At 70.6% G+C, this 16,582-nt stretch carries 16 protein-coding genes; 7 read left to right on the top strand and 9 right to left on the bottom strand.

The window, feature by feature from the left end; translation table 11 throughout:
- Positions 1–8: 8 nt before the first annotated feature.
- A complete protein-coding gene (locus ACZZ9K_RS15750) occupies positions 9–1,595 on the bottom strand; it encodes a peptide ABC transporter substrate-binding protein (RefSeq protein WP_463444553.1) in 1,587 nt (528 codons plus the stop codon).
- A gap of 179 nt (positions 1,596–1,774) precedes the next feature.
- Here ACZZ9K_RS15750 and ACZZ9K_RS15745 point away from each other — a divergent pair, with 179 nt between their 5' ends.
- Together ACZZ9K_RS15745 and ACZZ9K_RS15740 are read left to right on the top strand one after the other, a co-directional pair.
- Positions 1,775–2,428 carry an FMN-binding negative transcriptional regulator gene (locus ACZZ9K_RS15745; protein WP_463444552.1) on the top strand — a complete coding sequence of 218 codons (654 nt, stop codon included), beginning with the start codon at positions 1,775–1,777 and terminating at the stop codon, positions 2,426–2,428.
- Positions 2,425–3,894, top strand: coding sequence for an amidohydrolase (locus ACZZ9K_RS15740; RefSeq protein WP_463444551.1), 1,470 nt, complete (start codon positions 2,425–2,427; stop codon positions 3,892–3,894). Before ACZZ9K_RS15745 ends, ACZZ9K_RS15740 begins: the two co-directional genes overlap by 4 nt.
- Before the next feature lie 36 nt (positions 3,895–3,930).
- Here the strand turns inward: ACZZ9K_RS15740 and ACZZ9K_RS15735 are convergent, their stop codons facing one another.
- Genes ACZZ9K_RS15735 through ACZZ9K_RS15725 form a run of 3 tightly spaced genes read right to left on the bottom strand, consistent with a single transcriptional unit; the run spans position 3,931 to position 6,073 of the window.
- Positions 3,931–4,860, bottom strand: coding sequence for an Fpg/Nei family DNA glycosylase (locus ACZZ9K_RS15735; RefSeq protein WP_071246661.1), 930 nt, complete (start codon positions 4,858–4,860; stop codon positions 3,931–3,933).
- A 36-nt stretch (positions 4,861–4,896) separates the two neighbouring features.
- The gene (locus tag ACZZ9K_RS15730) at positions 4,897–5,385 is read right to left on the bottom strand and encodes a ribose-5-phosphate isomerase (protein ID WP_027464669.1); all 489 of its coding nucleotides are present in this window, start codon (positions 5,383–5,385) and stop codon (positions 4,897–4,899) included.
- 46 nt (positions 5,386–5,431) lie between these two features.
- Positions 5,432–6,073: a helix-turn-helix domain-containing protein gene (locus ACZZ9K_RS15725; RefSeq protein ID WP_463444550.1), complete on the bottom strand. Its 642-nt coding sequence runs from the start codon at positions 6,071–6,073 to the stop codon at positions 5,432–5,434.
- Between ACZZ9K_RS15725 and ACZZ9K_RS15720 the strand changes: the two genes are divergently transcribed.
- Positions 6,072–6,590 (top strand): GNAT family N-acetyltransferase, encoded by a 519-nt coding sequence (locus tag ACZZ9K_RS15720; protein WP_463444549.1) that lies wholly within the window; start codon positions 6,072–6,074, stop codon positions 6,588–6,590. The genes ACZZ9K_RS15725 and ACZZ9K_RS15720 overlap by 2 nt on opposite strands.
- Positions 6,591–6,656: 66 nt before the next feature.
- Here the strand turns inward: ACZZ9K_RS15720 and ACZZ9K_RS15715 are convergent, their stop codons facing one another.
- Positions 6,657–7,217: a mycothiol-dependent nitroreductase Rv2466c family protein gene (locus ACZZ9K_RS15715; RefSeq protein ID WP_244993485.1), complete on the bottom strand. Its 561-nt coding sequence runs from the start codon at positions 7,215–7,217 to the stop codon at positions 6,657–6,659.
- A 213-nt stretch (positions 7,218–7,430) separates the two neighbouring features.
- Between ACZZ9K_RS15715 and pepN the strand changes: the two genes are divergently transcribed.
- The 3 genes from pepN (at position 7,431) to ACZZ9K_RS15700 (ending at position 11,667) form a co-directional block, all read left to right on the top strand.
- On the top strand, positions 7,431–10,010 hold the full coding sequence (gene pepN / locus ACZZ9K_RS15710; RefSeq protein WP_463444548.1) for an aminopeptidase N: 2,580 nt from the start codon (positions 7,431–7,433) through the stop codon (positions 10,008–10,010).
- 74 nt (positions 10,011–10,084) lie between these two features.
- Complete coding sequence (locus ACZZ9K_RS15705) at positions 10,085–11,149, top strand: mechanosensitive ion channel family protein (RefSeq protein WP_463444547.1); 1,065 nt, start codon at positions 10,085–10,087, stop codon at positions 11,147–11,149.
- 56 nt (positions 11,150–11,205) lie between these two features.
- On the top strand, positions 11,206–11,667 hold the full coding sequence (locus ACZZ9K_RS15700; RefSeq protein WP_260678908.1) for a globin: 462 nt from the start codon (positions 11,206–11,208) through the stop codon (positions 11,665–11,667).
- A 151-nt stretch (positions 11,668–11,818) separates the two neighbouring features.
- Here ACZZ9K_RS15700 and ACZZ9K_RS15695 read toward each other — a convergent pair whose 3' ends face one another.
- Both ACZZ9K_RS15695 and ACZZ9K_RS15690 read right to left on the bottom strand, forming a co-directional pair.
- On the bottom strand, positions 11,819–12,601 hold the full coding sequence (locus ACZZ9K_RS15695) for an NAD(P)H-binding protein (protein ID WP_463444546.1): 783 nt from the start codon (positions 12,599–12,601) through the stop codon (positions 11,819–11,821).
- A 137-nt stretch (positions 12,602–12,738) separates the two neighbouring features.
- Positions 12,739–13,464: a hypothetical protein gene (locus ACZZ9K_RS15690; RefSeq protein WP_463444545.1), complete on the bottom strand. Its 726-nt coding sequence runs from the start codon at positions 13,462–13,464 to the stop codon at positions 12,739–12,741.
- Between the two features lie 67 nt (positions 13,465–13,531).
- Between ACZZ9K_RS15690 and ACZZ9K_RS15685 the strand changes: the two genes are divergently transcribed.
- Positions 13,532–14,395 (top strand): acyl-CoA thioesterase, encoded by an 864-nt coding sequence (locus ACZZ9K_RS15685; protein ID WP_463444544.1) that lies wholly within the window; start codon positions 13,532–13,534, stop codon positions 14,393–14,395.
- Here the strand turns inward: ACZZ9K_RS15685 and ACZZ9K_RS15680 are convergent.
- Positions 14,382–14,834, bottom strand: coding sequence for an acyl-CoA thioesterase (locus tag ACZZ9K_RS15680; protein WP_071405517.1), 453 nt, complete (start codon positions 14,832–14,834; stop codon positions 14,382–14,384). The two genes, ACZZ9K_RS15685 and ACZZ9K_RS15680, sit on opposite strands and share 14 nt — an antisense overlap.
- A 32-nt stretch (positions 14,835–14,866) precedes the next feature.
- A complete protein-coding gene (gene ettA, locus ACZZ9K_RS15675; RefSeq protein WP_027464653.1) occupies positions 14,867–16,552 on the bottom strand; it encodes an energy-dependent translational throttle protein EttA in 1,686 nt (561 codons plus the stop codon).
- Between the last annotated feature and the right edge of the window lie 30 nt (positions 16,553–16,582).

Here is a 16,582-nt window from a genome sequence, read left to right as displayed (position 1 = left end):
GCCCCGCCCTACTTCACGGCGATCTGCGCGATCACGGGGCTGCCCGCCACCGCCGGCAGCTTCGCGATCTTGTCGCTCGTGACGTACGAGTACTTGTCGAAGAAGGTCGGGACGATCGGGAAGTCCTCGAGGACCGCCTCCTGCGTCTTCGTGTAGTACCCGTTCGCCTCGTCCTGGGACCCGGCGGAGTCGGCCTTCGCGAGCAGCGAGTCGACGTCGTCGGACTGGTAGTAGCCGGTGCACGGGGAGCAGCCGCCGGCCGTGGTGAACAGCGCGCGGAGCGTGTTCTGCTGGCTGATGTACAGCGCGCCCCAGTGGCCGAAGTGCGGGCCGGCGACGGTCTTGTCGGTGAGCTCCGAGTAGTAGGACGCCCAGTCGGTGGTGGCCTTCGCCTCGGCGTCGACGCCCAGGTTCTGCCGGATCTGGTTGGCGTACGCCTCGTACAGGGAGTCGAGGCCGGTGCCGCCCGGGTAGACGAGCGTCATGGTGCCGTCGAACCCGCCGGCGCTGGCGAGGAGCTTCTTCGCCGCTGCCGGGTCGAACTCGCAGGCGTCGCCGCAGATCCCCTCTTCGGTGCCGGACATCGACGGTGGGGTCAGCGCGGTGGCCGGGTCGTACAGGCCGCCGTAGATCGCGTCGTTGACCTCGTCACGGTCGATCGACATCGAGATCGCGCGGCGCACGTCGGGGTCGGAGTACCGGTCGTCCCACAGCGGGAACCCGAGGTAGTCGATGCCGGGGGCGTCGAAGGAGTGCAGGCGGTCGCCGAAGTCGGCCTTCGCGCTCGTCATCTTGTCGGTCGGCAGGAACAGCACGTCGGCGTTGCCGGCCAGGACGTCGGTGTACGCGGTGTTCATGTCGGAGTAGCTGCGGAAGGTCACCTCGTCGGTGGCGGGCTTCGTGCCCTCGTAGTCCTTCCAGGCCGTGACGGTGAACTCCTGGTCCGCCTTCCACGCCTTCGTCATCTCGTACGGGCCGTTGCCGATCGGCTTCTTGTCGTACGCCTTCAGGTCGTCGTAGGCGGCCTCGGGCATCGGGTAGAACGCCGTCTGGGCCTGGCTGAGCTGCAGGGGGAACTGGCTGTCCGCGTGGGTGAGCGTGACCGTGAAGGTGTCCTTGCCGGTGACCTTGAGTCCCGACATCTCCTTGGTCTCCGGGGTGCCCTTCGCCGGGTTGAGGTCGGTGTACCCGACGATCCCGGCGAGCTGACCGCTGTTCTCCCAAGCGTTCGGGCCGTAGGCGACGTGGTTCCAGGCCGTCACGTAGCTCTCCGGTGTGACGGCCTCGCCGTTCTGGAACGTCCAGCCGTCCCGCAGCGTGATCGTCCAGGTGGTGGCGTCGTCGCTCTCGACGCTCTTCGCCGCGACGTACCGCAGGTCACCGTCGGCGTCGGTCTGGGTCAGCGGCGCGAAGACGCTCATCACCTGGTCGAAGGCCACGGTCTGCCGTCCCGGGGTCAGGTGGTCGGGCTCGCCGGTCGCGTAGACCAGGCTCGAGGGAGCGTCGTCGTCGGCCGCGCCGCCCGCCGAACAGCCGGTCGCCACCAGTGCCAAGGTTGCCGCCGCGGCCAGCGCGGCGATCGTCCTGCGTCGCATGATCTCTCCTCGATCGGGTGCGGCCGGATCCCTGCCCGGTCGTCGTGGTGGGAAAGCTAGGACGGTTCGAATCCCGACCACAAGACTTCTTTCAATGCGCTCTGAGAGTTTTACCGCGCAGAAACACTGACGAAACGACACCCGTCGCGCGACCGGGCCCGTTGTGCCACGCTCGGAACATGCGCCACACACCGCACTTCCTGATGACCGACGTCGACGAGGTCCGACGCCTCATCACCGGGAACCCGTGGGCGACGATCGTGTCCCACACCGAGGCCGGATTGGTCGCCTCGCACTACCCGGTGCTGCTCGAGACCCCCGGCCCCGACGACGACCCGGACGCCCTCGTCCTGGTGTCCCACGTCGGCCGCCCCGACGAGGTCGCGCACGAACTCGGACGGCACGAGGTCCTCGTCGTGTTCCAGGGCCCGCACGGCTACGTCTCCCCCGCGTGGTACCCGCCGGAGCAGTTCGTGCCCACCTGGAACCACGTCACCGCCCACGTCTGGGGCACCCCCGAGATCCTGTCCGACGACGAGAACTTCCGGGTGCTCGGCGAACTCGTCGACCACTTCGAGCGGGTCATGCCCTCGCCGGTGTCGTTGCAGATCGACGAGGAGACCGCCCGCCGGATCGCGAAGGGCACCGTCGGCATCCGGATCCGCGTCACCCGGTTCGACGCCCGCGCCAAGCTGTCGCAGAACAAGGCTCCCGAGGTGATCGACCGCATCGTCGACGGGCTGCGGGGCGACGGCCCCTACGCGTCGCCGGCGCTCGCCGACGAGATGGCACGAGCGCACGCTGCGCGCGCTGACGACCGGGAGGCTCGATGAGCGAGATCCTGCTGCGCACCGTCCGCAGGGTGGGCACCTCCGGGGCCCCTGCCGACGTCCGCATCGTCGACGGCCGGGTCGCCGAGATCGCACCGGCCGGCACGCTCGACCCCATGAGCGTCGACACCGACGTGGTCGAGGCCGCCGGCGCCTGGCTCGGCCCGGGGCTCCGCGACCACCACACGCACTTCGACCAGTGGGCACTCGTCCGCCGCCGTGTCGACGTCACCGGCTGCGACTCCGCCGAGGCGACCGCCGACCTGCTCGCCGCCGTCGCGCAGTCGGGCGTGACGGACCGCGTCCTGGTCGGACACGGCTACCGCGACGGGATGTGGCCGCGCCCGGCACGACGCGAGCTGCTCGACCGTGCCGCACCGGGCCTCCCGGTCGTCGTGATCAGCGCGGACCTGCACGCGGTGTGGTGCAACGCGCTCGCGCTCGCGCACTTCTCGGCTGCTGTCGGCCGCCCGCTCGAGGCGGGCGAGGACGGGGTCCTGCGCGAGCAGGACGCGTTCGACGTGACCGGTGCGCTGTCGCAGGTGCCGGACGACCTGCTCGACGCCTACGTGGCGGATGCTGCCGAGGCCGCGGCGGCCCGCGGGGTGACGGGCGTGGTCGACCTCGAGATGCGCTTCGGGCTCGACCGCTGGCGCCGCCGGATCCACGCCGGCACCGACGCGATCCGGGTCGCGTCCGGGGTGTACCCGGCCGAGCTCGACGAGGCCATCGCCCGGGGTCTGCGCACCGGCGACGTGGTCGACGGCACGCGGGGCCTGCTCACGATGGGCCCGTTCAAGGTGGTCACGGACGGGTCGCTCGGCACCCGGACCGCCGCCATGACCGACGGCTCCGGCGTGCTCGCCTGGCCGTTCGAGGAGCTCGTCGCGATCACCCGCCGTGCCGTCGACGCCGGACTCGTCCCCGCGATCCACGCGATCGGCGACCGTGCGAACACCCTGGCGCTCGACGTCTTCGAGACCGTCGGGGCCCGCGGCACGATCGAGCACGCGCAGTTGCTCGTCGACACCGACGTGGACCGGTTCGCCCGGCTCGGGGTCGCCGCGTCCGTGCAGCCCGAACACGCCATGGACGACCGGGACATCGCCGATCGACACTGGGCCGGGCACACCGACCGGGCCTTCGCCTTCGCCTCGCTCGCCCGGGCCGGAGCGCGCCTGCTGCTCGGGTCGGACGCGCCGGTGGCGCCGCTCGACCCGTGGGTGTCGATGGCGGCGGCCGTCGGGCGGGACCGCGACGGGCGGGACCCGTGGCACCCGGCCGAACGGCTCTCGGCGCTCGTCGCCTGGCAGGGGTCGACCGACGGGCGGGTCGGGGTGTCCGTCGGCGACGTGGCGGACCTGGTGCTCGTCGAGTCCGACCCGCTGGCGGCGCCGTCCGCCGCACTGCGCGGCATGCGGGTGCTCGGGACGGCCGTGGCCGGGCGGTTCACGTACCGGGAGCTGTGACCAGGAGGGCGGGCGGCTGCGTCTGTGCCCCGTGGGCTACTTCTGGTCCTTCGGGCACCAGTAGAGCTTCCGGCCGGCCATGTCGGCCATCCGGATCTCGGTGCCGCACACCCGGCACGGCTCGCCCTGCCGGTGGTAGACCCAGTGCCGGTCCTTGCGGGAGCGCAGGGCCTTCTTGTGGTCGGCCTCGGACAGGTCGTCCATCGTCATCATCAGGCCGTCGCGGACGCCGTCGTGGAGCAGCTTCGACCAGTCGGCCCAGAGCGCCTTGGCCTGCTTGACGGTGATCTTCTTGCCGGGCTTGTACGGGTCGATGCGCTGCCGGAACAGCAGCTCGGCGCGGTAGATGTTGCCGATGCCGGCCACGACGGACTGGTCCATGAGCAGCTGCCCGATCGCGACGTTCCGACGGCGGACGTTGTCGACGAAGGTCTTCTCGGCCTCGGGCCCGTCGTCGTTCATCGGGTCGGGGCCGAGCTTGTCGAGCGCGCGCTGCACCTCGGCCGGGGTCTCCACCACGCACGCCGTCGGGCCGCGCAGGTCGGCGACGGTGTCCTCGGTGAGGATCCGCACCCGGACCTGGCCCACCGGGTCCGGCGGGAAGGACTCGATCGGGTCCTCCGCCTTCTCCTGCTCGGCCATCCGGTAGCGGGCGAGCCGCGGTGCGCCGATCGAGCTGAGCGACTCTTCGCGGTCGTCGTCGTCGGACAGCGCCTCGGCGGTGGAGATCACGCCCGCGAAGTCCCATGCCCCGTACAGCCCGAGGTGGACGCGGAGGAACAGGTCGCCCTCGAACTCCAGGAACATCTGCTTCGCCACCGCACGCGCGGCGATCATGCGCTTGCCGTCGAGCTGCGCGGCCCCGGCGGCGAAGCGCCCCTGGGGGCTCGACACCTCGCAGCGCTTGCCGACGAAGTGCCGGGTGAACTGGTTGGCGATGCGGTGGACGGAGTGACCCTCGGGCATGACTACCGTTCTACCCGGTACCCCTGACGGGCCGGACTACGCGTCGATCTGGCGGCCGGCGATCAGCCCGGTGGTCTCGTACTCGGCGAGCTGGGCGATGCGGCGGGCGTGGCGCTCCTCGCCGGAGAACGGCTCGGCGATGAACAGGTCGACGAACCGGATCGCCTCGTCCTCGGTGTGCTGGCGCGCGCCGATGGAGATGACGTTGGCGTCGTTGTGCTGACGGGCGAGCAGCGCGGTCGACTCGTTCCAGACGAGCGCGGCACGGATGCCCTCGACCTTGTTGGCGGCGATCTGCTCACCGTTGCCGGAACCGCCGAAGACGACACCGAGCGCCTGGACACCGGCGCGCTGGTCCTGCACCACGGCGTGCGCGGCGTTGATGCAGAACGAGGGGTAGTCGTCGAGCGCGTCGTACTCGGTCGGACCGTGGTCCACCACCTCGTGCCCGGCTTCGGTCAGGTGGGTTGCGAGGGTCTTGTTGAACTCGAGGCCGGCGTGGTCCGTTCCGAGGTGGATGCGCATGGAACCGATCATATTCCTGCGGCTCCGGGCCCCGGACCACCACGGACTACGGCGCGCGGACCACCACGACGAGGTACCGGGTGGGGTCCTCGCCCGGGTTGCGGTAGACGACGTCGGCTGGGTCGCCGAGCTCGATCCGGTCCCCCGCCGCCAGACGCGTCGGCTCGCCGCCGACGACCACCTCGAGCACGCCGTCGACGACCCAGATGCAGTGCCGCAGGAACGCGTAGGCGGACGCCGGGTAGGCCACCTCGCGGCCGGCCGGGAGGCGCACCTCGGTGACGTCGGCGGGGAACGTCGCGCTCGAGACCGGACGGCGGCGGTACCCGGTGTCGGGATCGGTCCAGGAATCGGCGGTCGCGCCGCGCTGGACCCCGCGCGCCTCGTCGGGGTCCGTCACCCTGGGCACCTCGTGCTCCAGGGCATCGTCGAGGAGCTGCGAGATCGTCAGGCCGAAGGCACCGGACAGGCGACCGAGGATCGTCGCGGTGGGGCTGGAGACCCCGCGCTCGACGCGGTTGATCATCGCGCGGGAGACGCCCGACTCCTCGGCGAGCTCGGTGAGGCTCCACTTCCGCTCGGTGCGGAGCCGCTGGAGGCGTTCACCGAGCGCCCGCTGCTCGGCGACCGAGGTGTCGTCGACGCCGGTCGCGGGATCGGGGCGCTCGTCGTCTACGATGTGAGACATGACGACAGCATATGCGACGAACGGGGTCGTGATCCGCGACTGCACCCCGAGCGACCTCGACGTCGTGCACGCCCTGCACGTCGACGCCGTCCTGCACTCCACGGCCATCTGGCAGGACACCCCGCACCCGCGTGCGTACTTCGACGGGTGGCTCGCCGAACGGCAGGGAGGCGGGTACCCGGTGGTCGTGGCCGAGGTCGACGGCGTCGTGGCCGGGTACGCCACGTACTCCCAGTGGCGGCCGCACCAGGGGTACCGGCTGACCGTCGAGCACAGCGTCTACGTGGTCGAGGCGTTCCGCGGCCGGGGCATCGCGACGACCCTGATGGCCGAGTTGATCGCGCGCGCCACCGCCGAGGGCCGGCACGTCATGATGGCCGGGATCTGCAGCACCAACACGGGGTCGATCGCCCTGCACGAACGCCTGGGGTTCACCACGGTCGCGGTCGTGCCCGAGGTCGGACGCAAGTTCGACCGCTGGCTCGACCTGACGATGATGCAGCTGCCGCTCGTCTGACGCGACGGGCGGGGCGGACGCACCACGGGCCTCCCGGCCGCCCGTCCCCCGTCGGTCGGTACCGGATCAGTCGGTGGTGTCGAAGATCGGACCGACCGTGCGCGAGCGCTTGAGCTCGAAGAAGCCGGGGTACTTCGCGACGGCGACGACGCCGTCCCACAGGTCGAGCGCCTCCTGGCCCTTGGGTGCCGGGGAGATGACCGGTCCGAAGAACGCGGTGCCCTCGACGGCGATGACCGGCGTGCCGACGTCCTGTCCGACGCGGTCGATGCCGTCCTGGTGGCTGGCACGAACGGCGGCGTCGACCTCGTCCGTCCAGGCGTACTCGAGCAGGTCGGCGTCGAGGCCGAGCTCGGCGAGGACGGCGGGGACGACCTGCTCCGGGTCGGACTCCTGGCGGTGGTGGATGTGCTCGCCGAGGGCGTCGTAGAGCGGCTTGACGACGTCCTGTCCGAGCCGGAGCCTCGCCGCCGTGACGATGCGCGGGTAGACCTGGCCCGCGTGCAGGCGCTCCTTGTAGCTCTCCGGGACGTCCTGGTCCTCGTTGAGGACGAACAGGCTCATCACGTTCCAGGTCACGTCGAGGTCGCGGTGCTCGGCGACCTCACCCACCCAGCGGCTCGTCATCCAGGCCCAGGGGCAGTTCGGGTCGAACCAGAACTCCACGGCGGTGCGCTCGGTGGTGGGGTCGGTCGGGTTGTCCACAGTCGTCTCGGTCACGATCCGAGCGTACGCGGCGTCGCTAGGCTGGAACCCATCGTCCCGCCGGCGCACGACGCCGTCCGGGGCCCCGTACGCGGACACCGATCGTCCGCGTCCCCAGCGAAGATGGAGCGTTGCGTGCCCGGAGAGAACCTCACCCGAATCGAAGCCCAGGAGCGCGCGGCCGTCGTCGCCGTGCAGACGTACGACGTCGAGCTCGACCTGACCCGCGGCGCCGACAGCTTCGGCAGCACCACGCGGGTGCGCTTCACCGCCACCGCCGGCGCATCGACCTTCATCGACGCCATCACGAAGACCGTGCACTCGATCACGCTGAACGGCACGGCGCTCGACGTCGCCGCGGTGAACGACGGCGTGCGCATCCGGCTCGACGACCTGCAGGAGCAGAACGAGCTCGTGGTCGTCAGCGACGCGCTGTACACGAACACCGGTGAAGGCCTGCACCGCTTCGTCGACCCGGTGGACGACGAGGTGTACCTGTACTCCCAGTTCGAGGTCCCCGACTCCCGCCGCATGTTCGCGGTGTTCGAGCAGCCCGACCTGAAGGCCGAGTTCTCCTTCACCGTGACGGCGCCGTCGCGGTGGCAGGTCGTCTCGAACTCCCCCACGCCGGAGCCGCACGTCGACGGCGACGTCGCGACCTGGGCCTTCCCGCCCACCGCGCGCATCTCGAGCTACATCACCGCGCTCGTCGCCGGCCCGTACGAGGTCGTGCGCGACGAGCTGACCAGCCGCGACGGCCGGACGATCCCGCTCGGCGTGTTCGCGCGCAAGTCGCTCGCCTCGTACCTCGACCCCGAGTACGTGTTCGACATCACGAAGAAGGGCTTCGCGTACTTCGAGGAGAAGTTCGACGTCGCCTACCCCTTCGACAAGTACGACCAGCTGTTCGTGCCGGAGTTCAACGCCGGTGCGATGGAGAACGCCGGCGCGGTCACCTTCACCGAGACCTACGTGTTCCGGTCGAAGGTCACCGACGCCATCAAGGAGCGCCGGGTCGTCACGATCCTGCACGAGCTCGCCCACATGTGGTTCGGCGACCTGGTCACCATGAAGTGGTGGAACGACCTGTGGCTCAACGAGTCCTTCGCCGAGTGGGCCTCCACGATCGCCACGGCCGAGGCCACCGAGTGGACCGAGGCCTGGACCACGTTCCAGGCGATGGAGAAGTCCTGGGCCTACCGCCAGGACCAGCTCCCCTCGACGCACCCGATCGTCGCGACGATCAACGACCTCGAAGACGTCCAGGTCAACTTCGACGGCATCACCTACGCGAAGGGCGGCTCGGTCCTCAAGCAGCTCGTCGCCTGGGTCGGCATCGACGCGTTCTTCGCGGGTGTCTCCGCCTACTTCAAGAAGCACCACCACTCGAACACCGAGCTCCGCGACCTGCTCGTCGAGCTCGAGGCGACGAGCGGCCGTGAGCTGACCGAGTGGTCGAAGCTCTGGCTCGAGACCGCGGGCGTCAACACCCTGCGTCCCGAGATCGAGACCGACGAGTCCGGCGTCATCACGTCGTTCACCGTCCTGCAGGAAGCCCCCGCCGACTACCCGACGCTGCGACCGCACCGTCTGGCGATCGGCGTGTACGCCTTCCGGAACGACGAGTCCGCGCCGTTCGGTGCCGACACGGCCTCGGCCGGCGGCAAGCTCGAGCGGGTCCACCGCGTCGAGATCGACGTCGACGGTGCCCGCACCGAGGTGCCCGAGCTCGTCGGCGTCCAGAGCGGCGACCTCGTGCTGCTGAACGACGACGACCTGGCCTACGCCAAGATCCGTCTCGACGAGCACTCCCGGCGCACCGCGATCGAGCACCTCGCGTCGATCGCGAACCCGCTCGCCCGCTCGATCGTCTGGGGTTCCGTGTGGGACGCCACGCGCGACGCCGAGTCCCCGGCCAGCGACTACGTCCGCCTCGTGCTCGGCAACATCGCGACCGAGACCGAGTCGACCACCATCCGCACGACGCTCTCGCAGCTGCTGCTCACCGCACGCAACTACGTGGCACCGGGCTCGGTCGAGGCCACGGTCCGCACCGTCGGCGACACGCTCTGGCAGCTCGCGTCCTCGGCCGAGGCCGGTTCCGACGCGCAGTTCCAGTTCGTGAAGTTCTTCGCGCAGATCCCGTCCACGCCCGAGCACGTCGCGACGCTGCAGGGTCTCCGCGACGGATCGGTCACGCTCCAGGGCCTCGAGATCGACACCGACCTGCGCTGGGAGCTGCTCGAGGGCCTCGTGCTCGCGGGTGCTGCGGACAACGCCGAGATCGACGCCGAGCTCGCCGCGGACAAGACCGCGTCGGGCGAGCAGGCCGCGGCCCGCGCCCGGGCGACGATCCCCACGGCCGAGGGCAAGCTGGCGGCGTTCTCGTCGCTGGTCGACTCGTCCGAGCTGCCGAACGCCATCGTGCGCCAGACCACGGTCGGGTTCCAGCACGTGAACAGCCCGGTGCTGCTCGAGGGCCTCGTGCCGAAGTACTTCGAGGTGCTCACGCGCATCTGGGCCGAGCGCAGCTACCACATGGCGGACACCATCGTCTCGGGCCTCTACCCGGCGCCGCTCGCGTCGGCCGAGCTCCGTGACGCCGCCGCCGCGTGGCTCGAGGAGCACCCGGAGACGCCGGCGCTGCGCCGCATCGTGTCCGAGAGCCTCGCGGGCACCGAGCGCGCGCTCCGGGTCCAGGCCGCCGACGCCTGACCCTGCGCTGATCCGGCGGGGTCTTGGTGTTCCTCCAGGGATGCCGAGGCCCCGCCGCTTAGCATCGACCGGATATGAACCTGGCTGCAGACTCCACCGACGTCCCGAAGTGGGCCTCCAACACCTTCACCCAGTTCGTCGACGCGTGGCACATCCCGATCACGATCGTCATCACGATCCTCGCGGCGATCCTCGTGCGCGTGTTCCTGCGGCGCATGATCAAGCAGGTCGTCGACCGGGTCGTGAACGGCGTCAAGAAGCGCCAGGGCGCTGAGGACACGCAGGCGCTCATCGCCTCGCCCGTGCAGACCGCCCGGGTCGTGCAGCGGACCCGGACGCTGGGCAGTGTGCTCGAGAACCTGGCGACGGTCATCGTCGTCGTCATCGCGCTGGCGATCATCATCCCGGTCGCGATCCCGGACGCCGCGGTCGGCATCGTCGGCGGGGCATCGCTCGTCGCAGCGGGTCTCGCCGTCGGCGCCCAGTCGATCGTGAAGGACCTGCTGTCCGGCGTCTTCATGATCCTCGAGGACCAGGCCGGCGTCGGTGACGTCGTCGACACCGGTCAGGCCACGGGCGTCGTCGAGAACGTCGGGCTGCGCGTCATGCAGATCCGCGACGTGAACGGCATCCTGTGGTTCGTGCCGAACGGCCAGATCCTGCGCGTCGGCAACCTGTCGCAAGGCTGGTCGCGCGTGCTCGTCGACATCACCGTGCCCTACGACACCGACATCGACGCCGCGCAGGACGCCCTGCTCAAGGCCGCAGTCACGATGTCGCAGGAGTCCCGCTGGCGGCAGCGGATCGTCGAGAAGCCGGAGATCTGGGGCCTGCAGTCGATCACCGACGCGGGCATGGTCTTCCGCCTGGTCGTGAAGACCCGCGCGTCCGAGCTCGACGTCGTCGGCCGGGAGCTCCGCACCCGCCTGAAGCACGCCGTCGACGAGCTCGGCATCAGCCTGCCCGCGATGGCGATGATCATGCCCGAGGGCTGGGAGAACGCCACATCGATCAACGGCCTGCGCACCGTCCGGACCCAGCCGACGCCGGCGCCCACGAAGCCCCGGCGGACCAAGCGCAACATCCTCGGGCAGCCGATCCGCACGGACGACCCCGACAGCGGGAAGGACCCCCGATGACCGACCCCACACCCCCGAGCGGCACCGGCGGGCCCGGAGCACGCGGCTCGCTCGGCATGCCCGGCTCCCCGGGCGTGCCCGGCTCCGTCGGGGTCCCGGCGCAGCCGATCACCCTGCGCGTCGGCGAGCACGGCGCCTCGGCCACCGGGTCGCTGTACGAGCGGATCGGCGGTGCCCCCACCTTCGACCGGCTCGTCCGGCGCTTCTACGAGGGCGTGCAGCAGGACGAGGTCATCTGGCCGATGTACCCGGCCGACGACCTCGAGGGTGCGATCTGGCGCCTCTCCGCCTTCCTGCAGCAGTACTGGGGCGGCCCGGGCACCTACAGCGAACAGCGCGGGCACCCCCGCCTGCGGATGCGGCACAACCCGTTCCGCATCACGTCGGAGGCCCGGGAACGCTGGCTCCACCACATGCACGACGCGGTCGAGTCACTCGAGCTCGCGCCCCTCGACGAAGCCGAGCTCTGGGGCTACCTCGACCGCGCCGCCCACGCGATGACGAACACCTTCGACTGACGCGCACCCGGCGCGACGCCGGCGCAGTGCACGCCGGACGCCGTCGTGTCCGTTCGACGCCGCCATGTGCGTTTCACGCCTCCGTATTCGGCGGCGTCTCGCGGGACTCGCGGCGTGTTCGTGGGACGCCGGCGTCTTCCGCCAGCGCGTCTCAGCGCACGTACGAGCCGGAGGCGAGGTCCTCGACCAGAGACGGCCGTGACGGACGCCAGCCGAACGCCGACCGGGCGTGCGCGCCGGACGCCTCCTGGTGCAGCAGCAGGGCGTCGGCGTAGTCCCGCCCGAGCCGTTCACGGCTCGCGTCGACGCTCTCGGCGACGACCGGTGCGCCGTGGGACCCGGCCTCGGCAACCTGGCGGACGGTGGGGTTGTCGCCGGTCGCGGCGACGATGTACCCGTCGGGCTCGCCGCGGTGCAGCGCGAGGACGTAGAGCTCGCCGAGGTCGTCGACGTGCACCGTCGTCCACCGCTGGGAGCCGTCGCCCACCAGCCGCACCGGCTGCTCGCCGTCGCTGACGAACATCGCCGGGATACCGGCGCCGCGCCCGTACACGATGCCGGGGGCGACGATGGTGCTCCGCACGTCGCTCGCCCGCAGCAGGGCCTCGTTCGGTCCGCGCCAGGCGGTCAACGCCGGCGGGTCGAGCGGCGACTGCTCGGAGATGTCCGTCGAGTCGCCGAAGGTGAAGATCCCACCGGTGTGCACGAACGGCTTCGGTGTGCCGGACAAAGCGCCGATCGCGGTGCGGATGAAGTCCGGGTCGACGCCGGGCGCCGATGCCGTGTGGACCACACCGTCGCTCTCGTGCAGCAGCCGTTCGACGACGTCGGTGTCGGTGACGTCGCCGACCAGCGCCCGGCCACCGGCGTCACGGACGCGCTGGGCCTTCTCGTCGGACCGGACGAGCGCGGTGACCTCGTCGCCGTGGGCCACGAGGGAGCGGAGGACGGAGGACGGAGGAGCCGATGTAGCCGGACGCGCCGGTGAGGAAGACGTGCATGCGGCCAGCCAACCACGGCGGCCGGGCGGTGTCGTCGTCGCCGTCGCCGTCGCCGTCGCCGTCGCCGTCGCTAGGAGCTCAGGGTCCAGGCGCGGCGCTTGACGAGCACGTGGCCGCGCGAGGTCGTGAGTCGGCTCCACGGACCCGTCTCGAACAGGCGGACCGGGTCGTGCCCGAGGAACCCGAGGCTCTCGCCCGCGAAGCCCGCACCGGCGGGCAGGTGTTCGACGCCCGGGACCGGTCGGCCCCAGACCTCGGCACGGATCCGCCGGACGATGGCCTCGCCCGCGTTGGACGGCACAGCGTCTGCGACCTCGGCGATGCCGTCGCGGGTGGCCCGGCGGAGGAGTTCCGGGGAGACGTCCGGCAGCGGGACCCAACCACCGCGGGGCGGTGAGATGGCCGCCCACGTCACGGTGTGCACCTCGTGCGGCAGCTCGACCTCGATCGGGGTGGCCCGCGTCGGGTCGGCTCCCTCGGCGTGTTCGGCGTCCTGCGCCTCGGCCAGCAGGCGGAGGCGCTCGAGGAGCGACTGCAGCGGGACCACGGTGTCGATCGACGCGGGCTCGGTGAGCGAGAACGTGCGGAGCCCGAGCACCGTCGGCAGTTCGTCGAGCAGCCCGAGCGGGTAGAGGATCGCTGTGTAGACGGCCAGGACGCCGGAGTCGGCGATGAGCCGGACCGAGCCGTCCTCGATCCGAGCGGCACGTCCGAGGTACGTGCGGAGGTCACCGAGTGAGGCGGCGTCGGGAAGCGTGAACGAGTTGCCCATGTCGTCCTCGATCCTACCGGCCATCGGCGCCGCGCAGCCTGGGGGCGACGACCCGCGACGGCGGCGGGCAGCCGTTCGTAGACTGCACAGCGTGAACGGCGAACCCGACTTCCTGCGGACCCTGCGACTCGAGGACACCGGCGCGAGCACGGGCGAGACGATCCTGACCGGTGCCAGCCACTGGTCCCCCGGTGGACGGGTGTTCGGCGGCCAGGTCCTCGCGCAGTGCATCGTCGCCGCGCAGCGGACCATCGAGGGACGCGACGTCCACTCGATGCACGGCTACTTCCTGCGGCCCGGCGACATCGACGTGCCGATCACCTTCGGCGTCGAGCGCATCCACGACGGCCGGTCGTTCGCGGCCCGTCGCGTGCAGGCCTACCAGCGGGGTGTCCCGATCTTCTCGATGATTGCGTCGTTCCAGGTGCCGGACACCGGCATCGAGCACCAGGACCCGTACCCGGTGGACACCCCGGACCCGGAGTCCCTGCCGTCGGCTGCGTCGATCCTGTCCGCGATCGACCACCCGGTCGCACGTGCCTGGGCCGCGCGGTCCATCGACCTGCGACACGTCGAGGGACCGGTGTTCGTCGACGTGCAGGGCGAGCACGTGCCGCACCAGGCGGTCTGGTTCCGGGTGCAGGGCGACCTGCCGGAGGACCCGGCGCTCCACCGTGCGGTGCTCGGGTACGCGAGCGACCTGTCGATCCTCGAGCCGGTCATGCGTCGGCACGGCGTCGCCTGGGGCACCCCGGGGGTCAAGAGCGCGAGCCTCGACCACGCCATGTGGTGGCACCGCGACGGTCGCGCCGACGAGTGGATCCTGTACACGCAGGAGTCCCCGAGCGCACAGGGCGGACGGGGACTCGCATTCGGCCGGATGTTCTCCCGTGACGGCAAGCTGCTGGCCACCGTCGCCCAGGAGGGCATGATGCGGGTGCCTACGGCCGGCTGAACTGCACCGGTTCCTCGAGGTAGCGCTCGCACGCGGCCCGCTCGGTGTCGGTCAGCCGACGCGGACGGTTCGTCGCCGCGTCGACCATCACGAGTGCCGTCGTCGCCCGCGTGTACAGGACGGCGGGGTGCTGCCCCACCGGCGACCAGACCTCGTAGGAGACGTCGATGCTCGCGCCCCCGAGCCGCCCGATCCACATCTGGATGTCGAGCGGTTGGCGGAGGTACGGGATCGACGCCAGGTACTCGAGGCGCTGGCCGGCGATCACCGTCATGGTGCCCGAACCGGGCCGACCGTCGATGATCGGCTCGGGCAGGTCGCCGTCCGGGTCCTCACCCGGGTCCGCACCCCAGAACCCCACGATGCGCGCCTCTTCGAGCAGGCGCAGCATCGCGGAGTTGTTGACGTGACCGTAGGCGTCGATGTCGCTCCACCGCATGCGGATGGGAGCGTGCAGTCTCGCCACGGGGATCAGTCGCGGGTGAGCTTGCGGTACGTCGCGCGCCCGGGCTTCGCGGCATCGGCGCCGAGGCGCTCGATCTTGTTCTCCTCGTAGGCCTCGAAGTTGCCCTCGAACCAGTACCAGTTCGGCGTGCCGTCCTCGTTGAGGCCCTCCCACGCCAGGATGTGCGTGGCGATGCGGTCGAGGAACCACCGGTCGTGGGTGATGACCACGGCGCAACCGGGGTACTCGAGCAGGGCGTTCTCGAGGCTGCCGAGCGTCTCGACGTCCAGGTCGTTGGTCGGCTCGTCGAGGAGCAGCAGGTTGCCGCCCTGCTTGAGCGTCAGCGCCAGGTTCAGACGGTTGCGCTCGCCACCGGACAGGATGCCGGCGCGCTTCTGCTGGTCCGGGCCCTTGAACCCGAACTGCGACACGTAGGCGCGGGATGGGATCTCGGTCTTGCCGACCTGGATGTAGTCGAGTCCGTCGGACACGACCTCCCACAGGTTCTTGTTCGGGTCGATGCCGCCGCGGGTCTGGTCGACGTAGGAGATCTGGACGGTGTCACCGATCTTCAGCGTGCCGCCGTCGAGGGGCTCGAGGCCGACGATCGTCTTGAAGAGCGTGGTCTTGCCGACGCCGTTCGGGCCGATGACGCCGACGATGCCGTTGCGGGGCAGCGTGAACGACAGGTCGCCGATGATGACGCGCTCACCGAACTGCTTGCGCAGGTGCTCGGCGTCGATGACCTGCGAACCCAGACGCGGGCCGACCGGGATGACGATCTCCTCGAAGTCGAGCTTGCGGGTGCGCTCGGCCTCGGTGACCATCTCCTCGTAGCGGGCGAGACGGGCCTTCGACTTCGCCTGACGGCCCTTGGTGTTGCTCCGGACCCAGTCGAGCTCCGAGGACAGGCGCTTCGCGAGCTTGGCGTCCTTCTTGCCCTGGACCTCGAGGCGAGCGCGCTTCTTCTCGAGGTAGGTCGAGTAGTTGCCCTCGTACGGGTACAGGCGGCCGCGGTCGACCTCGGCGATCCACTCGGCGACGTGGTCGAGGAAGTACCGGTCGTGGGTCACGGCGAGGACGGCACCGTGGTACTGCTGCAGGTGCTGCTCGAGCCAGAGCACGCTCTCGGCGTCGAGGTGGTTGGTGGGCTCGTCGAGGAGGAGCAGGTCGGGCTTCTGGAGCAGCAGCTTGCAGAGCGCGACGCGGCGCTTCTCACCACCGGACAGGTGCGTGACGAGTTCGTCCCCCGGGGGGCACTGCAACGCGGCCATGGCCTGCTCGAGCTGGGAGTCGAGGTCCCATGCGTCGGCGGCGTCGATGTCTTCCTGCAGCGTGCCCATCTCGGCCAGGAGCGCGTCGAAGTCGGCGTCCGGCTCGGCCATGAGCGCCGAGATCTCGTTGAAGCGTGCGAGCTTGCCGTGGATCTCGCCCACGCCTTCCTGCACGTTCTCGAGCACGGTCTTGCTCTCGTCGAGCTCCGGCTCCTGCATGAGGATGCCGACGCTGAAGCCCGGCGTGAGCTTCGCCTCGCCGTTGGACGGCTGGTCGAGACCCGCCATGATCTTCAGGATCGTCGACTTGCCAGCACCGTTCGGTCCGACGACGCCGATCTTGGCACCGGGGAGGAACGACATCGTGACGTCGTCGAGGATCAGCTTGTCGCCGACCGCCTTGCGGGCGCGGACCATCTGGTAGATGTACTCAGCCATATCGGCCCCAAGTGTAGTGACACCGCCGGA

It is taken from the genome of Curtobacterium sp. AC268, from assembly GCF_979258745.1.
Note: the sequence above shows the minus strand (reverse complement) of the source record. Positions and strands in the feature narration are given on the sequence as shown.